The following is a 20,719-nucleotide window of genomic DNA, read 5'->3' as shown; positions in this document are numbered from 1 at the left end:
ATGAATATTCTTCGGGTTGATTAGAAAATCTATGAATTTGTAGCAAAATGGTTTAAAATTTATTTCTCAACAGAATATCCTTTTACTTTGGCTAAAGAAACAATAGATGTGCTTATTGCATTTCCTAAATCGTCTTGAGTTTTTGTTTTTTTGGCTTCAGTATCTATATAATCTTGACGCTTTTTAGCCAATTCACTAATTTCTTTCTGGATAGCTTCTCTTTCTTTCGATTTTTTAGCCACAAAAACTTTTATTTCTTCTTTCGATTTGTTTTTTAATTCTTCAGGGAGTTCTTCTTTTTTAAGCTTGTCTATTGCTTTTTCGTCGTCTTTCATTTTATCGACTAAATCCCAAGAATCGTTTTTATATGCCGCTTTCGATTTACTAACTGTTCTTTCAGCATAATTTGCACTTGAAACACTTCCCGCATTTCTATCTTGTTCGGCTTGTTTTTGTTTTTTTTCATAACCATGCGAACCGTAATTAATATAAGTGTTGTTTATCCTTTCGTTGCAAGTTGTAATTTGAACATCATAAGGCGTTACGATATAATGTATAGCTCGATTTGAATCGATATTAAAATATTTTCCCTTGCCATAATCGGCACCATCTTTCCAGTATGAGTTAATTCCGTCTTGTTGGTTTCCGCAGAAAATAGTATTCACATAAATATCATTTTTTAGGGCATCAGAAATAGCTTCTTTATAATTGATTCCGCCTTGATTGAAAGCTTCGTTTCCGCAAACATAAATCAGCTTCATGTTGTCGTTATCTTTCCCCCAAGAAAGTTGTTTGGTTGCGTCTTGAATAACGGCCCCGCAATATTCGCTTCCGCCATTTGTTCTTAAGGTAAATAACTTTTCGGAAATTAAATCTAAATCTGTTGTTAGTGGTGTAACTTGACGAATATAATTTGCTTCCGCAGATAAACCGTCGTTTCCATATTCGTACAAACTAATTTCGATATCTGGCGTTTTCCCGTTGTATTTTAAGGTTGTTAATGTATTTACAATGTTCCAAAGACGAGACTTTGCTTGTTCTATCAAACCGTCCATACTATTAGAAGTATCTAGTAAAAGCGCCACTTGAATTTTTGTATTTCCATCAACCGAAGTTTTTTCAATTGATGCGATTTCATTAGAAATAACAGGTTTTGCATTCGAATTATGGCAACTTGCTAGTGAAATAGTTGTTGCTAAAAGTGCTGTAAAAAAAATTGAATTTTTCATGATTTTTGTTTTTTATATTATCTCTGTAAATTTTGAATATCATTTTCTATGCTTAAAATTAATAAGCTTGTTGCGGTGCAAAATGCAGGACTCGTAATACAGTGATGGCCATTCCAGCTTCCGTCTTGGTTTTGGATTTTAATTAATTTTCCAGCAATATTGTCGTACCATTTTTTCCAATCAGAATCTTTTTTTACAATCATAGATTCGCCAGTTTGCAAGAAACTTAAGAATTCTTCGCCTCCGTTATTACCAAAACCGTTCATTACATCTTCACGCATTGCTTTTGTTTTTGCTGAGTTATATACTTTTTCGGCTACATCATATTCAGCCGCTTTAGCTGCTGGAACTCCAATTTTTTCTAAATTAGCTTTGTTTAAAATGGCATTTTTTTCAATTTTTCCAGATTTTTTAGCTTCATCAAGTAGTTCATTTGCTTCTTTAGCTTCGACCGCGCTACCTCTTACTGAACTACTAACGGCATATAACACAACGCCAGCACCATCATCAGCTTTTACGTTTTCGGTATCAGCATCATAATTGCTTTTTTGGTATTTTCTGGCAGCTTCTAGTTTGTCTTTATTTACTTTTATTTTTCCGTTTTTAGCAGCTTGTTCTAATCCTGAACTGGCAAAAGAAGATTGTAAAACGCCAGCCCAACCAGCTCCAGTTACTTTTCCACTAGAATCCGACGATTTTTCTATTTTATCTACACATATTTGAATCGCTTCTTCAACACGTTTTAATAATTTTTCGTCATTAATGGTGGTAACTACCTGATTTAAGAATTGTAATGATAAAACAGCATCAATATTTTCGCCCAATTTTCTTTGAATTTGAGTCCCTCTAATTTTAGTAATATAAGATTCGGTTTTATTATTCTCAATTTCTGACAAAAGAAAAAATAATGCATTTTTTAAATTTTCATTGTTTTTTTTACCATCAATAGTATAACCACAACGATATAAAGCCATAGCTGTCATAGCTGTTGTAGCAGGATCTGAACTCACAGCATGCGGATTCATTTCTTGCTGATTACTATGCGAACCAGCTCCCCAACCACCATCTTTGTTTTGAGCAGCGAGAATCCATTTTTTGCCATTCTCAATTTTCTCAGAATAAGAATCTGCATCTTTATAATTTGCATAACCATCTACAGATTGTTCACCCATAACCGACATAAATACACACGGTTTTTCTTCAATTGTGTTTGATGCCAATACTTTTTCGGTTTTTATGATGTTTTTATTTTGTATTACATCATTTGTTTTCCAGGCCAAAACTGTTAATAAAACAGTTGCGCCAATTCCTAATGTTATTGCATTTTGTGGTTTCATGATTTCTATTTTTTTATGATTATGATTCAAAAGTAGAATGTTAAATTCTTCGTTTTTTGTACAAATGGTGAAATGGGCTTTTCACTTGGTGAAACAACTTGTAAAACCCTTTTTAATTGATTTACTTTACATTGTTAAATAATGAATTGAAAATGCGGGGATTATCATTTGTTTGTAGCTTACTTTTTATCACGTTATTGTTTCCAATAGGAGCAATGGCTCAGGATAGTATTGTAAGAAACAAAAAGAAGGCAGAAACGAAAATAAGTAGTACTGCAAATGATTTAAAAAAAGCATTAAGCGAAAATGACGAGCTTAAAATTGCTAAAAACTATGAAAAATTAGGTCAAGAGTTTAAGGATAAAGGAGACAATGCTAAAGCCGAAGAGTATTTTGCAAAAGCATTAGCAATTTATAATAAATTAAAGCTAGATAAAGACAAACCAAGAGTTGCTAGAAAATTAGCCAAAGCTCAAGAATCCCAAAATAAATACGATGATGCAATTCAGAATTATGAAGTTGCTGGATCAGTTGCTCAAGATAAAAGTGTTGAAAAGGTAAATTCTAATGATGCTAATAGACTAAGAAACTCTTCAAGTCCTGTTGCTCAAGCGGTTTTAGTAAAAGAAAAAATAGACTTATTAGAAAGAGAAAAATCTTCAACTAAAGAAATGGATGAAGAAGTTGTTACAGCTTATAAGCAACAAGCAGAAATAAGTAAGCAACAAAATAACAAAGCAGAAGCAATAGAAAGTTATACTAGAGCTATTGATTATGCAAAAGATAAACCAGAAGAAGTTATAAAAATCAAGAATGAAATAGCTAAAGTATATGCTTCAGATAATCAGTTCGGTAAGGCGATTTCGATTAATGAAAAACTATTGGAAGAAGCTAAAACAACAGAAGATTTTAACACCCAAATCGAGCAACTTCAGTCATTATCAACTATTTATTTTAAGAAAAACGAACCAGATAAAGCCGTAAGTTCTTTAAAAACTGCATACAATCTAGCTATTAAAAACGGGAAAACAACTGAAGCAAAAAACAGCTTGACTCAATTACTTTCTTATTATAAATCGATAGGAAAAGAGAAAGAAAGCATAGCTTTATACGATGATTTTTTTAAGAATTTTGACGAATTAATTAAAATTGACACAACACTTATAGATTCTAAAACGTTTCAAGTTACAGAAGAAAAAATCAAGCAATTAGAAAAAGAAAAAGCCCTAAAAGACGAGTTGATTTCGAAGAAAAATACTTTCAATTATTTCTTAATTGGATCTATATTGTTGCTTTTGTTCTTCTTTGGGTTCATTGCAAAAGCCTTGTTTTCTATTAAAAGGAAGAACAAAGAAATTGCTTTGCAATCGTTGCGACGTGAGATGAATCCTCATTTTATTTTTAATAGTCTCAATAGTGTTAATCAATTTATTTCTCAAAATAAAGAACTAGAAGCTAATAAATATCTGACTTCGTATTCCAATCTGATGCGAAATATGATGGAGAATTCTAATCGTGATTTTGTGACATTAAATAATGAAATTGAGCAACTCAAAAAATATTTAGATTTGGAGCATTTGCGTTTTCAAGATAAGTTTGATTTTACGATTTTTGTCGATGAAAATCTGGATGCAGAAACCACGTTAGTTCCAAATATGATTATTCAGCCTCATCTGGAAAACGCCATTTGGCACGGACTACGTTATCTTGATAAAAAAGGATTATTGCAACTAAGTTTTTTATTAAAAGAAGGAAAAATAGCAGTAATTATAGATGATAATGGTATTGGTTTGACCAAAAGTGCAGAGCTAAAAACCCGAAATCAAAAAGTACACGAATCACGAGGATTAACAAATACTAAGGAACGAATCGCCTTGTTGAATGATTTGTACAAAAAAGAAATTTCATTTCAAATTAATGAAAAAACAACTCCAGACATAGGAACAATTGTTACAATTAGCTTTCCATTAATAGACAAAATAGGATGACTTTACAAAAAATAAAAAGTGTAATCGTAGAAGACGAAGCTGCAGCGAGAGAAGTACTCAAAAATTATTTGAGTAAATATTGCCCGCAAGTAGAAATTATTGGTGAAGCACAAAACATAAAAGAAGCCGTTCCGTTGCTACACGACTTGCAACCACAATTGGTTTTTCTAGATGTCGAAATGCCGTTTGGCAATGCTTTCGATGTGTTAGAAGCTTGTAAAGATTTGCAGTTTGAAACTATTTTTGTAACCGCTTTTTCAGAATATTCTCTAAAAGCATTAAATCAAAGTGCGGCTTATTACTTACTAAAACCTATTAGTATCGAAGAGCTTGTTGTGGCTGTAAACAAAGTCCATCAACAAATTTTAAATCATGAAGTTTTTAACCGAAACAAGATTATTATTGAAAATTTTAGAGAAACAAAACCAGAAAAGCAACAAGTAATTTTGCCTACATTGGAAGGTTTTGAAGTCGTAAAAATGGAAGATATTGTACGTTTGCGTGGCAATGGAAACTTCACCGATTTATATTTATCAAATGGAAGCAAAAAAATGGTTTGTCGATTTTTAAAACACTTTTCAGAAATTTTGCCGTTTCCATTTTTGCGTGTGCACAAATCACATATTATCAATGTGAATTTTGTAAAATCATATAATAAAGGCGGTTATATAGTTTTGTATGATGATGCTGAAATTGAAGTTTCTGCGACTTATAAAGAGGAATTTCTTAAAAATTTTAAGTAGATTTCGTTTGTGTTAAAAATAATCAAATCAATTAAAAGGTTCTAATTCATTTACAAAAAGAGAATCTACAGGAATAGAATCCTGAACTTTCAATTTCATATGAGTTCTAGCTCGACCTGAAATGGTAATAGGATTTTTTTGTCCAATAGTGTCTTCTGACATCAACAAACCACGACGCAACATCAGTTTACTGATAAATTCTTCATGTTTAGTAGCAAATGATTTTAGCTTTCCTTCTTCATCAAAGAGATACATAAATTTTTTAGGTTTCGGCACAATAGAAGCTAGAAATAAACATTCCTTTAAGGTCAAATCAATTGGCTTTTTCTGAAAATAAAAAGGAGCGGCTTCACCAATTCCATAAACATTTGGTCCCCATTCAATGATATTAAAATAAACTTCTAGCATACGTTCTTTACTTGCAATTCGATTATTTTCTAGCAAGTAAACTAATAAAATCTCTTCTAGTTTGCGAGATAATGTTTTTTCTCGTGTTAAAAAAACATTTTTCACCAGTTGCATACTAATCGTACTAGCGCCACGAGCAAACTTTTTAGTTCGAATGTTCTTAATTATGGATTGTTTAAAAGCTTCAGTTACAAAACCACGATGCGTCATAAACGAAGGGTCTTCGCAGGTTAAAACGCTTTTTTGTAAATAAGGCGATATCTGATCTAACGGAGTATAAAAAGTGTTTTCAGTTCCTACTAAAACGGGTCTTTGCTGTTTTCCGTTTTCTATAGCGCGATAGGTAAAATCTGAATTTAATTTTTCTAAGTTGGCTTGACCGTATTTGGTAATTTTAAGATTGTATTTATTAAATTTACTATTAAAAACAAGCATCCATGGTTTCTTAATATTGTATTTAAAGTCGAGCATATAATCAAAATCACCTTGGGCTTCCATGCCTTCAAAATGAGAAAACAAACCTTTGGGTAATGAGTTTATAAATTCCTGAGCTTTCATTTTTGTTACTTTAGCTTTTAGGTTGTAAATCTTATCTTCTTTGGTGTTGTATTCAAAGTAAGGACTTACTTTTATATCGTTTATTTCTATTTCCGAATTATCTTTTACAGATATAAAATCACTTCCAATAAGGAATTTAAAATTGAAAGAACTTTTGTCGAAAACCACATTTTTTTTTGAAATTTTAGGATGGTTGACAGTCAAATTTTCTACTGAAGCAAATCCATTAATAGTGAGTTCTCCAAAACTCATATTAATTTCGTCAATTTTAAAATGCAGACGATCGAAACTTGATGCTATATTGAATTTTTCTTTAATATAAGGCAATCGAATTTGTGTGGGGTCGCTATTTGTAATATATAAATCGGTCGTCTTGTCTCTAGGATTTGCTAAACCTTTAATGTTCCATTTTTGTAGAAATGTACTGGTTTTTACGTTTATTGAAGTATCTAATTTATCGTTTTTTAGCTCTAATTGATTGGTTTGAAAAGTTGTTTTATTACCCATATCGTTTATTCGCAACGAGATATTTTGTAAACTCATTTGGGTTGGAATAAGATTTGAAACTTTCGAGATTATATTATCGATAGATTTTGCATAATTGCGTTTTTCGTTAGTGTCTTCTTTAGTATTTGAGTTTAAAAAAGAATCAAAATTATTTCCACTTTCATTTTTCACTAACTGTATAAAACCATTTTTTATTTCAAGATTTTGCAATTGTACGTCGCCAGTAACCAATTGAAATAAACTAATTTTTGTTTTAATTTTTTCAGCTACAAAAAGTGTGTCAGCGTCTTTTGGAACTAAAATAATATTATCTAGTTCAATTCCAGAAATACCATCAAAATGAGCTTTCTGAACAGAAAAATTGCAATTATAATCGGTATTAAATTTTGAAGAAATTCTTATAACTGCTTTTTGTAATAAGTCATCACGAAACACATAAGCCCCAGTAAGTGCAGATAATAAAAATGCAACTAAGATTTTAAGAAACAGAAAAAACGTTTGTTTTTTGGTTCTCATAGAAATTTAAAACAGTTAGTTATGATAATGAAGCAACAAAGGTATCAACTTCTTGCTTTTGTGTTGCATATTTTGCTTGCAATTCTGATACCGCTCCCATTTTTCTGTAATAATCTAAGGCTTTATTAGCAAAGAAAATTTGCTGGTGTTTGGGAACATCAGGAATTTGAGGGTATTTTTTATGAAATAACATTTCGTAATACGCTTGCCATTCTCGTTCGTTGCGATCATCTACAAAACAACCAGTTACTTTCTGACCTACATGAATCATTTCGTGAGCGATGAGGTTAAGCATTAATATAAATTCAAATTCGAATGTGTTTTCTGGAATTCGAATAATTTGTTTTAATCCAAAAGTGCCTTCGGTAGTCATGAGAATATAGTCGGCTTTTGCTTTTTCTCGCAATTCGAAACCTTTAAAGTTTGGGTGTTTTATGCCATATTCTTCAATAACAAAATTAGCGGCTTGAATGGTTTCGCCAAGCTCGTGATAGGAATTTGTGATTTGTAATATTTCGGAATAGGGTTTCATTAGAATAATTTACAAATAGATTAATTTACTATTTCAACATTCAAACCAATTCCGAGAACGTTTGGTAGATATGGACCTTTGAAAGAATGAGAAAAAGTAACTTTATAATTTCCTTTAGAAAGTTTTGTTTTTTCTTTAATTTTTAATTTTAAATCACATATATCACCACCACAATCAGCAATTTCTTTTCCAGAACTGTCTTTTATCATTAAATCAATTGTAGTTTTTTCTTTCTCGCCTGATGGATTTTCTATAACAAAATTTATGGGAATATTATCAAATTGATAATCGTAAACATGACCAAATTTAAAAATTATATCATACAATTTCGAATCATCTTCAATTGTAAATTCAAAGACTTGCTCGTCCGTTTTTTGCCATTGATGGTTTTCTGGTAAATCGTAAAATTTGCTATAAACAGATTTTTTATCACAAGAAAAAAGTGTGATGCATAAACCAAAGAGTAGTATCAATATTTTTTTCATAGCAAAGTTTTTTAAATTATAATTTCTAACCAAACAATTCACTCACGATATCTTCAATTTTAGCGACTAATCGAATTTTAATTCCAGTATTTTTTAACGAAATTTTGTTGTATTTAGACACATAAATAGTAGAAAAACCTAGTTTTTCTGCTTCTTGAATGCGTTGATCAACACGGTTTACAGGACGAATTTCGCCTGAAAGCCCTACTTCGCCAGCAAAACAAAAATCTTTATTAATAGGAATATCTTCGTTAGATGATAATATGGCAGCAACCACAGCTAAATCTATCGCAGGATCATCTACTGAAATTCCTCCAGTGATATTCAAGAAAACATCTTTTGCACCCAAACGGAAACCTGCTCTTTTTTCGAGAACAGCGAGAATCATATTGAGTCGTTTGGCATTGTATCCCGTAGTGCTTCGTTGCGGAGTTCCATAAACTGCTGTAGATACTAAAGCTTGGATTTCTATCATTAACGGTCGCATTCCTTCTAAGGTTGATGCGATTGCAGTTCCTGATAATTCTTCGTTTTTGTGGGAAATTAAAATTTCTGAGGGATTGGAAACTTCTCGTAATCCGGATCCTTGCATTTCGTAAATTCCGAGTTCGGCAGTAGAGCCAAAACGATTTTTTAACGAACGTAAAATTCTATACACGTGGTTTCTATCGCCTTCAAATTGCAAAACAGTATCGACCATGTGTTCCAAAATTTTGGGACCGGCGATGCTTCCGTCTTTCGTAATATGGCCAATTAGAATTACAGGGACATTGGTTTCTTTGGCAAATTTTATCAGCTCGGCAGTTGTTTCTCTAATTTGAGAAATACTTCCTGGTGAGGATTCAATATAATCCGTATGTAAAGTTTGAATCGAATCTATGATTACAATTTCGGGTTCAATTTCTTGAATTTGGCGAAATATATTTTGTGTTTTGGTTTCAGTAAGAATATAACAATTGTCGCCGTTTGGAGTTATTCTTTCGGCACGCATTTTTATTTGCTTCTGACTTTCTTCGCCAGAAACATATAAGGTTTTGTAAGGTAATTTTAATGAAATTTGAAGTAATAATGTGCTTTTTCCAATTCCAGGTTCTCCACCTAAAAGGATTAAAGATCCTGGCACAATTCCGCCGCCTAAAACTCGATTTAGTTCACCATCGCAAGTGTCCATTCGGATTTCTTGTGTAGAATCTATTTCTTTTACTAAAAGCGGTTTAGATGCTTTTTTTACTTCCGATGTTTCGGCTTTCCAAGCTACTTTTTCTTCTTTTTGAATAATTTCTTCAACAATGGTATTCCATTCTTTGCAGGCATTGCATTGGCCTTGCCATTTAGAGTATTGTGACCCGCAACTTTGGCAAAAAAAAGATGTTTTTACTTTGGCCATTATTATGGTTTTTTCTCTTCGGTTGGTGTCTCGGTTGGTGTTTCAACAGGAGTTTCTGTAGCAGGAGTTTCCTCGATAATTTCTTTGGCTTTTCCGCCTTTTAAACCTTTGGGTTTTACTGGAATTAGTTTCTTTAAATCTTCCGATTTTTCTAGCATCATATTTTTTGTTAGATCACCAATTTCTTCTTTTGTAAAGGCGTTTTGGTAACTTAGAATAGCACGTTTTAGATTGTTTGTTTTCTCGTAATACATTCCCATATGGTAATCAAACAGCATCGTTTTTTCGTATTGTTGACCGGAAATCTGGGCTAATTCTTCGAAACCTTTAAAGTCACCAGATTTTAAAATTGCGGCTTCAATGGCTTTAAAATCATTGAGGCGAACTTTCATTTTTATTCCAAACCATTTTTCGATAGTGTTGTATTTGTCTACTAGATAGGCAGCATGTTCATTAGGTAGAATCGCAATTTTTTCTTGATATTCTACAGTTGAAATAGGTTGATATACTGCAAATATTTGATACAAAGCACTCGGTATTGCATGGAGTACTAACGAATAATGAGAGGCATTTTTAAAATCATCAAACTTATATTTTAGCATCGGATTTTTTACAGCAGTAATATTTTTATCTAATATTTTTATTTCTTTTTGAAATCTTTTTAAATCTCCATCAGAAGTGGCGTGATAGTAAAAAAGAGGTTCTTTGATAGCAGCAAGTCTTTCGGCAACTCTAGTTTCCATTCCTGCTGCTAATTCTGGACTTAAGGAAATGTAACCGTTAAATTGTGACGCTTCTTTGTATAAAAAAGCATTTATTAATCCTGCTGTTGAATCTAATCCAGCTACTACTTTAAAAGGTGCAATTCTATATTTTTTATCTAAATAGGGTAATAATTCGGCACCAATAAATTCAAAAAAAGCGCCGCCTTTTTTTATTGGCAAACCACTTTCTTCATCAAATTCTGAATCAGAATCACGTTCGTGATTTTTGTTCTGATTAATCCCTACTAAGATCACTTCGGGCATATCTTCCCAGTATGTTCCATAGGCAAGATTTCCTTCAAATGGGCTAAATAAATATTCGCTATCTAAAACTAGAATTAAAGGATATTTTTTTTCGAGATTTGTTGTATAGGAAGCGGGTAGCTTGATAGTAATTTCTCTGTCAGTATCTAATTTTGTTGAGTGAATTGTTTCTGTTGTGGTTTGGGAAAATAAGGACACAGAAAGCAAAAATGAAAGGACTAAGAATATATTTTTCATAAAAAGATAAATTTATAGAAATGGTTTTTGAATGAGCAATATAGCAATTATTTTCTATTTAAAAGAGGAAGAAATAAAAATGAGAAACCACCTAAAACAATCATTAAAACAGTTTGAGAGGTCCATGCTAACCAACCAAAAGCAGTTCCAGCAGTGTCCGGAACGCCATAAAGCATAAAAATTTCTGCAACAAGTAAAGGATAAACGCCAAAACCACTATTGGTAAAACCTACAGCTAAACTACCAAAAATAAAAGCAATAATAACTGCTCCAAAACTAATGTTGCTAGTTTCTTTTAAGGCAAAAATGGTAACATAAAACATTAATATATAAGTAAACCAGATAAAAAAGGAATGAAAAAGAAATTTCCATTTGTTTTTCATTTTCAAAATGCTACTCATTCCTTCTATTAATCCAGAAAACTTCTCTTTTATAATAGTCACAATTTTCCAATTAGAATATATCCAAATTAATAGAAAAGTCACAAAGCCAATAAAACCAATAATAGAAAACAGAATTAGATTTTCGATAGGAATTTTTGCTAAAATATATCCTTTTAGAACTTTAAATTGAAATACTAATGAAGTAAAAACAAACAATAAAAAAATGAGTGTGTCTACAACTCTTTCAGCCACAATTGTTCCAAAACCTTTATCGAATGGAATGTCTTCATATTTTTTTAGAACTAAAGCTCGAGAAAATTCACCAGATCGAGGAATGGTCAAATTCATAAAATAACCCACGCAAACCGCCATCAAATTGTTATAAAAACGAGTCTTGTAGCCCAAGTGTTCTATAGCGTATTTCCAGCGATAGGCTCGTGACATAAAGCCAAAAAGAGCAATAAATAAGGATAGAAAAATATAAAAATAATTGGCGTTCTTAAAATAACTTTTTATTTCAAGAAGCTGTTCGGGAGTAAATTCGTTGTATTTATAATAGATAAGATATATTCCTAAAAGAAGAGGTAATCCTATCGAGAGCCATTTGCCTAATAGTTTTTTCAAAATACTATTTCAATGAATTATCTTTTTCATTAGGAAAAACCAACCATGGCTTGAAGGTTTTTGCTTTTTCAAAATCCATTCTAGCATATGACATGATGATAATAATATCGCCTTTATGAACTTTTCTGGCAGCTGGGCCATTTAGAGTTATTTCGCCTGAATTTTTTGCTCCTTTTATAGCATAAGTTTCAAAACGTTCTCCGTTATTAATATTTACAATATTAACTTTTTCACCTTCAATAATATTAGAAGCTTCTAGTAAAGCTTCATCAATAGTAATGCTGCCAATATAATTTAAATCGGCGCCAGTTACAGTTACTCGGTGTATTTTAGATTTTACTACTTCAATTTGCATAGCACAAAGATAATTATTTTAATGAAATGTTGTCAATCAATCTTAAATTGTTGACAAAAACAGCAATAAAAGCACGATAGTTTTTTGTTTTAGATTTTCGTTTGCAAGTAAGAAGTGTTTCTTCATCGGCAATTTCAAAATATTCTAACTCAAATATCGATTGTTTTTTAAATGTTTTTGTTACCCAATTCGTCACTTCACTAGCAGTTTTCGTGCCAAAAAGTTTTTTTGCTTCCGTCAAAGTTTTATAAATCAAAGCTGCTTTTGTTCTTTCATCTGCCGAAAGACGCTCGTTTCGAGAACTCATAGCCAATCCGTTTACCTCTCTGTGAATTGTACAGCCAACTATATTTACAGGAATTTTATTTTTTTTGACTAATTTTTTTACAATAGCCAATTGTTGAAAATCTTTTTCGCCAAAATAAGCATTGTTGGGATTTACGATTTCAAATAATTTTTTTACGATTGTTCCTACGCCATCAAAATGTCCAGGTCTGTGTTTTCCTTCCATCTGAAACTCTAAACCATCGTAATCGAAAGACTTTGAAACGGTTTTTTCACCATAAATATCTTCAACATTTGGGGCGTAGACAATAATATCTGAATTCAAAGCGTTAATTTTTTCTAAATCACTTTCAATAGTTCTTGGATATTTTTTTAAATCGTTTGGATTGTTAAATTGTGTCGGATTTACAAAAATACTAACCACCGTAAAATCATTGTTTTTAAGAGATTCTTGCATTAATGACAAATGTCCCTGGTGTAAAGCACCCATTGTGGGAACAAATCCAATCGTTTTATTATCGAGTAAAAACGAGTTAATACAGGCTCTAAGCTCAGTTTGTTTTACGTATAAAGACATTTTAGAAACATTAAAATTCGATGCAAACTTACTATTTTAGTGTTAATTTGCATAAATTTTTGTAATTTTGCTTGATTTATATCCAATAAATAAAACAAAGTTAAAAACATGGAGGATAAAAGGATTTTGTATGTATCGTCCGAAGTAGTGCCCTATCTGGCTGAAAATGAGGTTTCTTTGATGTCGTATGATGTGCCAAAGATGATTAATGATCAAGGTGGACAGATAAGAATTTTTATGCCTCGCTATGGCAACGTAAACGAAAGAAGACATCAATTACACGAAGTTATTCGTCTCTCAGGGATGAATCTTGTTGTAAATGACGTAGATATGCCACTAATTATTAAAGTAGCTTCGATACCTAAAGAGCGTATTCAGGTTTATTTTATTGATAATGACGAATATTTTAAGAGAAAAGCTACTTTTACTGATGAAGAGGGTGTTATGTTTCCAGACAATGACGAGCGTGCTATTTTCTTCGCGAAAGGAGTTGTAGAAACAGTTAAAAAATTAAATTGGGTTCCAGATATTATACATGTTCAGGGTTGGATGGCAGCAATGTTACCAATTTATATGAAACATTATTATAAAGATGAAGCTTTGTTTGCTGATACTAAAATTGTAACATCAGTGTTTAATCAGTCTTTTGATGGAAGTTTAGATGCCGGAATGAGTAAAAAAGTCCAGTTTGATGGTATTCCTCATAGTGCCATTGCTGAACTTGACGATGCTACTTTTGAAAACATTATGATGGCTTCAATAAACCATTCTGATGGAATTGTCATTGCTTCAGAAAGCATTTCTTCAAATTTAACAAAATTTATAGAAGCTTCAAAAAAACCTTTTTTACCTTTCGCCCAGAAAGATGAGTTCGCGGAAGCGTACACACAATTTTACAAAAATCAAATATTAGGTTAATCAGATGATGAATATCACATTTTTAAGAAAACTAACAGTTGTTTTAGTTGCTTTATTTTTTGCTTCATGCGATAAAGATTATAACACATTAGGGTCAGATATAGTTGGAAACGGAAATTTTAATTTCACAACTGCAACGCCTGAAGTTAAGGTTTACAATCAAAAAATCCCAGCAATACAAACAAATAATCTACCAATAAATCAATTAGGTATTTATGACAATCCTGTTTTTGGAAAAACAAAGGCAAATTTTGTTACGCAATTAACTTTGGCAACTGTAGCGCCCACTTTTAATAATTTACCTACAATAGTAATTGATAGTGTCATTGTAACCGTGCCCTATATTAGTACAAAAGGAGCAACCGATTCTTCTGGAAAAACAGAGTATACTTTAAATAATATAAAAGGTACAGGAACAATAAACTTGCAGGTTTTTCGTAATGGATTTGAGATGTTAGATTATGATCCTTCAACTGGTTTTACAACATCAAAAAGATATTTTTCTGATCAAGACGGAGATTTCAATACTGCAAAAATGGGGCCTGTGTTAAACGATGATTTGGCTAGGCCAAACGAAAATACAACTTTTACATTTAGTAATAAAGAATATGTGAAGTATAAGATTGATGAAACTTTATTAGTGCCTTTGCCAAAAACAGATGCGAATATTGAATCTAGAAATTCTCCAAGAATGCGTTTGCATTTGAAAACTAGTTATTTTCAAACTGAAATTATTGACAAAGCTGCTAATCCAGCAACATCAGGAAGTTTTGTTAATAATAATGCGTTTAAATCTTATTTTAAAGGATTGTATTTCCAAGTACAGGATGCTTCATCAGGAACTATGACTGCGTTAGACTTTACAAAAGGAGATGTGACAATATATTATAAACAAGATAAAGTTGCACCAGCGACAGGAAGAGAAATGAAAAGTCTTACTTTAAACATCTCTGGAAATACTGTAAATTTATTAGATAATACAGATAGTAATACAAATTATACAAATGGCATAATTGCTTCATCAACAACAACAGGACAGCCTAATTTATTTCTAAAAGGAGGACAGGGTTGTATGGCTTTTGTTGAATTATTTACAGGAACTCAAGGAGCTGCTTTATTAACAGATCTAAAAGAAAAAAATGTATTAGTTAATGATGCTACTTTGACTTTTACTGTAGATCAAACTCAAAGCGGAATGACTGGCTATACCAATCCACAACGTATATACATTTTTGATGCAGACAATAACACGCCACTTTTTGATTATTTTTTCGATAATTCTACAAATCCTTCAGATTCTAAGCTAAATAAACCAGTACATGGCGGAATACTTGAAACTGTTGGTGGTAAATTAATTTATAAAATTAGAATTACTGAACATGTAGATAAGATACTTAAAGAAAAAGATGGTATTACAAAAAATGTGCGACTAGGAGTAGTTGTTACAGAAAATATAAACTTAGTGGCTCATGCGTTTTTGAGAAATTCAATAGCAGACCCTATTCCAAGTAATCTAGACAGAAAATTTGACAGACTACCTGTTTCATCTGTTTTGAATACTTCAGGAACTATTTTACATGGTAATAACAGCCATCCTGATGGAGTAAAATTTGAAGTTCATTATACAAAACCTAATTAATTTATAGACTATGTGTGGAATTGTTGGATATATAGGTCATAGAGAAGCTTACCCAATTATAATAAAAGGGCTAAAACGTTTAGAATATAGAGGTTATGATAGCGCAGGAGTTGTGCTTTATGACGGAAAAGATTTAAAACTTTCTAAAACGAAAGGAAAAGTTTCTGATCTTGAAGAGAAATCATCAAAAGAAATTACAACTAATGGAACAATTGGAATGGGGCACACGCGTTGGGCTACACACGGTGTACCTAATGATGTGAATTCGCATCCGCATTTATCAAATTCTGGAAATCTTGCTATAATTCATAACGGAATCATAGAGAACTATGAGCCGTTAAAAAAAGAATTAATAAAAAGAGGATATATTTTCAAATCAGATACAGATACAGAAGTATTAGTAAATCTTATTGAAGATGTTCAGAAGAAGGACAATCTTAAGCTTGGGAAAGCCGTGCAAGTTGCATTAAATCAAGTTGTTGGAGCTTATGCTATTTGTGTTTTCGATAAGCAAAAGCCTGACGAAATTGTCGTAGCGCGTTTAGGAAGCCCTTTAGCAATAGGGATTGGTAAAGATGAGTTTTTTATTGCCTCAGATGCAACACCGTTTATAGAATATACATCGAATGCAATTTATTTAGAAGACGAAGAAATGGCAATTGTAAGATTACATAAACCATTGAAAATTCGTAAAATAAAAGATGATTCGTTAGTAGATCCTTATGTTCAAGAGCTTCAAATGAATTTAGAGCAAATTGAAAAAGGGGGTTACGATCATTTTATGATGAAAGAAATCTACGAGCAACCTAATGTTATCAAAGATACGTATCGTGGTCGTCTTCACGCAAATGAAGGGCTCATAAAAATGGCAGGAATTGAAGATAATATCGACAAATTTATTAATGCAAAGCGTATTCTAATAGTCGCTTGCGGAACTTCATGGCATGCGGGTTTAGTAGCCGAATATATATTTGAAGAATTTGCTCGTATTCCTGTTGAAGTAGAATATGCTTCGGAATTTAGATATAGAAATCCAATTATAAACAAAGATGATATTATTATTGCAATTTCTCAATCAGGGGAAACTGCCGATACATTGGCTGCTATAAAATTAGCCAAAGAAAATGGAGCTTTTGTTTTTGGAGTTTGTAATGTTGTGGGATCTTCCATTTCTAGAGAGACTCATGCAGGAGCATATACTCATGCTGGTCCTGAAATTGGAGTGGCTTCAACAAAAGCCTTTACTACACAAATCACTGTGTTAACAATGATAGCTTTGCGTTTAGCTAAAGCAAAAGGAACTTTGTCTAATTCGGATTTTCATAGATATTTACAAGAATTAGAAATTATTCCAGAAAAAGTTGCAGAAGCACTTGCAACGAACGACAAAGCAAAAGAGATTGCTGCTGTTTTTAAAGACGCAACAAACTTCCTATATTTAGGAAGAGGTTATAATTTCCCGGTTGCTTTAGAAGGCGCTTTAAAACTAAAAGAAATATCATACATTCATGCAGAAGGTTATCCAGCTGCCGAAATGAAGCATGGTCCAATTGCCTTAATAGACGAACACATGCCAGTTGTTGTAATTGCTCCTAAACAAGGACATTATGATAAAGTGGTAAGTAATATTCAGGAAATTAAAGCGAGAAGTGGAAAAATTATAGCTATTGTGACAAAAGGAGACACACAAGTTCGTGATCTAGCGGATTATGTAATAGAAATCCCAGATGCTGCCGATGCTATGTCGCCATTGCTAACCACAATTCCATTACAATTATTATCATACCATATTGCGGTAATGAGAGAGTGTAATGTAGATCAACCAAGAAATTTAGCAAAGTCTGTTACTGTAGAATAGTTAAAAAAGAAACATATTTTTATTAAAAGCGAGATTTTTCTCGCTTTTTTTACGAAATTAATTTTTCTTGATATTCTAATAAATTTAGTAAATACTATGTACGCATAGTATTTATTAATTGTTTAATTGTTAAATTTTTATTAAATCTTCAATATTATTTATCGTCACCTAGTTTTGAATTATTTAAAACAAGTAAAAAAGGATAAAATTTCCTGCTTACTTTTTTAGTAATGTCAAAAATATTCGTAATTTGGCTACCTAAACCAATAAAATTAAAAACGAATGAGAATCTACTTTATTATTTTGTCATTGTTTTTTTGCGGACTTTCGTTTGCGCAAAATACAATTTCAGGAACAGTTACTGACACTAACAATCAACCTATTGCAGGGGCGAATGTTAAAGTAGCAGGAACTTCAGCGGCAACCTCTACAGGTTTCGACGGAAAGTTTATGCTTAAAAATCAAGAATTCCCAATTACTGTTGATGTGTCAATGATGGGATACGCTAATCAAAGTGTTGTAATTTCATCAAAAGAACAAGTTGTTGTAATTACATTATCTGAAGAAACATCAACAACAGCTCTTAACGAGATTGTAGTGTCAGCTTCTAGAGCTCCAGAGAGAATTCTAGAGTCGCCAGTTACCATCGAAAGAATGGGACTTAAAGATATTAAAAATACAACGGCTCCTTCTTTTTATGAAGGATTAGAGAACTTAAAAGACGTTCATTTTAATACTAGTAGTTTTTCTTTCAAGTCTGTAAACACTCGTGGTTTTGCAACTATTGCAAACACTCGTTTTATGCAGTTAGTTGATGGTATGGATAACTCTTCACCAGCACTTAATTTTGCATTGGGTAACTTATTAGGAGTTTCTGATATAGACGTTGCTAATGTGGAAGTTCTTCCAGGGGCATCTTCTGCTTTGTATGGTGCAAATGCATTCAACGGTATTATGTTTATGAATAGCAGAAGTCCTTTTGTTAAAGAAGGGATTTCAACATATATGAAATACGGACAAACATCTCAAGCAACTGCTGGAAACAACCCTTTCTACGATTTCGGATTTAGAGCTGCTAAGAAATTTACAGATCATTTTGCTGCAAAAGGGAATTTCTCTTATTTGTCTGCAAAGGAATGGATAGCTTCAGATGACAGAAATGTTGTTCTAGGAGGTGTTGACAATACAGCTGGAACTATTGGGCATGCTAACAATCAGAACTATGATGGAGTAAATCTATATGGTGATGAGGTTACAACTTTTATTCCAAATGTTGGACAAATAAGTAGAACAGGTTACAGAGAGCAAGATTTAACAGATAATAAGATTGAAAGCGTAAAAGCAGATTTCTCTTTGCATTTTAAACCTTGGGCTAATGATTTCGAAATTATCTTGCAACACAAATTAGGTTTTGGTAACACAATCTACCAAGGAGCTAATAGATATGCTTTGAAAAACTTTTATATGGATCAAACCAAATTAGAAGTAAAAGGTAAAAATTTCTTCGCTAGAGTTTATAGAACAGCTGAAGATGCTGGAGATTCTTACGATACACGTTTTGCTGCATGGAACGTAAATAGAGCAGCAAAATCTGATGCGGAATGGTTTAGAAACTATGCGACGGCATTCCAGTTGTCTCAAGCGTTTTTAGGTTCAACAGCTGGTCAAGCTGCTGCCATTGGTAGAAATTATGCTGATAATAATGTTTTGCCTACAACAGCTGGTTTCAATACATTGCCAGCGTTTGTTTTGTTTCCCACTACAGGTCAGCCAAGATTTGCGCCAGGATCTTATCAGTTTAATCAAGCATTAACATCAATAATTGCTGATGCCGATTTTACAAAAGGTGCTAAATTTGAAGATAATTCTAAATTGTATCATGCAGATGTAAACTATAATTTTAAAGATTTAGTAAAATTTGCTGAAATTCAAGTGGGAGGTTCAGGAAGACAATATGAAATGAACTCTAATGGATCTATCTTTACAGATTATGATGGGCCTATTAAATATAATGAATATGGTATTTATACACAGCTTCAAAAGAAATTGATGGATGATAGATTAAAATTAACAGGATCTATTCGTTACGATAAATCTCAAAATTTCGACGGTAATTTCTCTCCAAGAGTTTCTGCTACTTATGGAGCGGGTGCAAACAAACAACATAATTTCAGAGTTTCTTACCAAACAGGTTTCCGTAACCCAACTACTCAAGATCAATATATTGGTTTAGACTTAGGTCCATTCGCATTAATTGGTTCTGCGCCTGAAAACTTAACAAGATATACTGAAACTAGAAACGTGAGTGCTGCTGGACAGCTTATACCTGGAAATGGACCAACAGTTGTGTTAACAGGAGAAAATGCTTACTATAATGCATATACTGTAGAGTCTTTTAGAGAATTTGCAGCAACTTCAGATGCATCAAAGTTAGTAGTAGCAACACCTACTTTGGTTAAGCCTGAAAAAGTTCAAGCAGTTGAATTAGGATATCGTACAGTAGTTAGAAATTTTTCTGTTGATCTTAATGGATATTATAATATCTATAATGATTTCTTAAGTCAAACAAACACGATTGCGCCTTTATATGGTGCTGTTGGGACACCACTATCTGTTGCAGCTTTAGCTAATGGAGATAGAAGAACATTCCAAGTGTATACGAACTCTAAGGCAGAAGTAAAATCTTTAGGAGTTGGTGTTGGTTTGTCTAGAAAAGTGTACAAAAACTTCGAAATTGGAGGTAGTTATAACTACTCTCAATTTGAGTTCGACCAATCATCAGATCCAAGTTTCGAAGCAGGATTTAATACGCCTAAACACAGAGCAAAAGGAAGTTTTGGTAACGATAAATTATTCAAAAATTTTGGTTTCAATACTAACGTAAGGTGGAATAGCGAATACTTATGGCAATCATCATTTATAGATGGTATGGTACCAGAAAACGTTGTTTTTGATGCGCAAATTAACTATGCAATACCATTCTTAAAATCAGTTATCAAAGTTGGTGGAGCTAATTTAGGTGGTAAAGATTACATACAAGTATTAGGAGCTGGAGCAATCGGGCAACAATACTATGCATCTTGGACTATTAATCCATAATAAAAAAGATAATAAACTTTATAAAT

At 32.3% G+C, this 20,719-nt stretch carries 16 protein-coding genes; 6 read left to right on the top strand and 10 right to left on the bottom strand.

Features of this window, described 5'->3' with window-relative positions; translation table 11 throughout:
• Window positions 1-59: 59 nt before the first annotated feature.
• Window positions 60-1,229, bottom strand: coding sequence for a VWA domain-containing protein (locus ACHZC3_RS02740; protein ID WP_394758346.1), 1,170 nt, complete (start codon window positions 1,227-1,229; stop codon window positions 60-62).
• A gap of 17 nt (window positions 1,230-1,246) precedes the next feature.
• Window positions 1,247-2,566, bottom strand: a complete 1,320-nt coding sequence (locus ACHZC3_RS02735; RefSeq protein WP_394758345.1) for a prenyltransferase/squalene oxidase repeat-containing protein — start codon at window positions 2,564-2,566, stop codon at window positions 1,247-1,249.
• Between the two features lie 152 nt (window positions 2,567-2,718).
• On the opposite strand from ACHZC3_RS02735, the gene ACHZC3_RS02730 reads away from it, so the two are divergent.
• Together ACHZC3_RS02730 and ACHZC3_RS02725 are read left to right on the top strand one after the other, a co-directional pair.
• Window positions 2,719-4,554 (top strand): histidine kinase, encoded by a 1,836-nt coding sequence (locus ACHZC3_RS02730; RefSeq protein ID WP_394758344.1) that lies wholly within the window; start codon window positions 2,719-2,721, stop codon window positions 4,552-4,554.
• On the top strand, window positions 4,551-5,297 hold the full coding sequence (locus tag ACHZC3_RS02725; protein WP_394758343.1) for a LytR/AlgR family response regulator transcription factor: 747 nt from the start codon (window positions 4,551-4,553) through the stop codon (window positions 5,295-5,297). Before ACHZC3_RS02730 ends, ACHZC3_RS02725 begins: the two co-directional genes overlap by 4 nt.
• 27 nt (window positions 5,298-5,324) lie before the next feature.
• On the opposite strand, the gene ACHZC3_RS02720 is transcribed toward ACHZC3_RS02725, so the two are convergent.
• Genes ACHZC3_RS02720 through panC form a run of 8 tightly spaced genes read right to left on the bottom strand, consistent with a single transcriptional unit; the run spans window position 5,325 to window position 13,179 of the window.
• Entirely contained in the window at window positions 5,325-7,286 is a 1,962-nt protein-coding gene (locus ACHZC3_RS02720) for a transglycosylase domain-containing protein (protein WP_394758342.1), read from the bottom strand.
• Window positions 7,287-7,305: 19 nt separating this feature from the next.
• A complete protein-coding gene (locus tag ACHZC3_RS02715; RefSeq protein ID WP_394758341.1) occupies window positions 7,306-7,818 on the bottom strand; it encodes a hypothetical protein in 513 nt (170 codons plus the stop codon).
• 20 nt (window positions 7,819-7,838) lie between these two features.
• Window positions 7,839-8,303, bottom strand: a complete 465-nt coding sequence (locus ACHZC3_RS02710; RefSeq protein WP_394758340.1) for a hypothetical protein — start codon at window positions 8,301-8,303, stop codon at window positions 7,839-7,841.
• 25 nt (window positions 8,304-8,328) lie between these two features.
• Complete coding sequence (gene radA, locus ACHZC3_RS02705; RefSeq protein ID WP_394758339.1) at window positions 8,329-9,690, bottom strand: DNA repair protein RadA; 1,362 nt, start codon at window positions 9,688-9,690, stop codon at window positions 8,329-8,331.
• A gap of 2 nt (window positions 9,691-9,692) precedes the next feature.
• Entirely contained in the window at window positions 9,693-10,955 is a 1,263-nt protein-coding gene (locus ACHZC3_RS02700) for an alpha/beta hydrolase (RefSeq protein ID WP_394758338.1), read from the bottom strand.
• Window positions 10,956-11,002: 47 nt separating this feature from the next.
• Entirely contained in the window at window positions 11,003-11,962 is a 960-nt protein-coding gene (locus ACHZC3_RS02695; RefSeq protein WP_394758337.1) for a YbhN family protein, read from the bottom strand.
• A gap of 4 nt (window positions 11,963-11,966) precedes the next feature.
• Complete coding sequence (gene panD / locus ACHZC3_RS02690) at window positions 11,967-12,317, bottom strand: aspartate 1-decarboxylase (protein WP_394758336.1); 351 nt, start codon at window positions 12,315-12,317, stop codon at window positions 11,967-11,969.
• A 13-nt stretch (window positions 12,318-12,330) separates the two neighbouring features.
• Window positions 12,331-13,179: a pantoate--beta-alanine ligase gene (gene panC, locus ACHZC3_RS02685; protein ID WP_394758335.1), complete on the bottom strand. Its 849-nt coding sequence runs from the start codon at window positions 13,177-13,179 to the stop codon at window positions 12,331-12,333.
• A gap of 108 nt (window positions 13,180-13,287) precedes the next feature.
• Here panC and ACHZC3_RS02680 point away from each other — a divergent pair, with 108 nt between their 5' ends.
• From ACHZC3_RS02680 to ACHZC3_RS02665, 4 genes are all read left to right on the top strand, one after another.
• Window positions 13,288-14,097 carry a glycogen/starch synthase gene (locus ACHZC3_RS02680; RefSeq protein WP_394758334.1) on the top strand — a complete coding sequence of 270 codons (810 nt, stop codon included), beginning with the start codon at window positions 13,288-13,290 and terminating at the stop codon, window positions 14,095-14,097.
• A gap of 4 nt (window positions 14,098-14,101) precedes the next feature.
• Window positions 14,102-15,736 carry a DUF4270 domain-containing protein gene (locus ACHZC3_RS02675; RefSeq protein WP_394758333.1) on the top strand — a complete coding sequence of 545 codons (1,635 nt, stop codon included), beginning with the start codon at window positions 14,102-14,104 and terminating at the stop codon, window positions 15,734-15,736.
• A 10-nt stretch (window positions 15,737-15,746) separates the two neighbouring features.
• Window positions 15,747-17,594 carry a glutamine--fructose-6-phosphate transaminase (isomerizing) gene (glmS, locus tag ACHZC3_RS02670; RefSeq protein WP_394758332.1) on the top strand — a complete coding sequence of 616 codons (1,848 nt, stop codon included), beginning with the start codon at window positions 15,747-15,749 and terminating at the stop codon, window positions 17,592-17,594.
• A gap of 282 nt (window positions 17,595-17,876) precedes the next feature.
• Window positions 17,877-20,693 (top strand): TonB-dependent receptor domain-containing protein, encoded by a 2,817-nt coding sequence (locus ACHZC3_RS02665; protein ID WP_394758331.1) that lies wholly within the window; start codon window positions 17,877-17,879, stop codon window positions 20,691-20,693.
• Window positions 20,694-20,719: the final 26 nt, after the last annotated feature.

This window comes from Flavobacterium sp. (genome assembly GCF_043720215.1).
Taxonomy (GTDB): domain Bacteria; phylum Bacteroidota; class Bacteroidia; order Flavobacteriales; family Flavobacteriaceae; genus Flavobacterium.
This window is presented reverse-complemented; position numbering and strand designations above follow the sequence as displayed.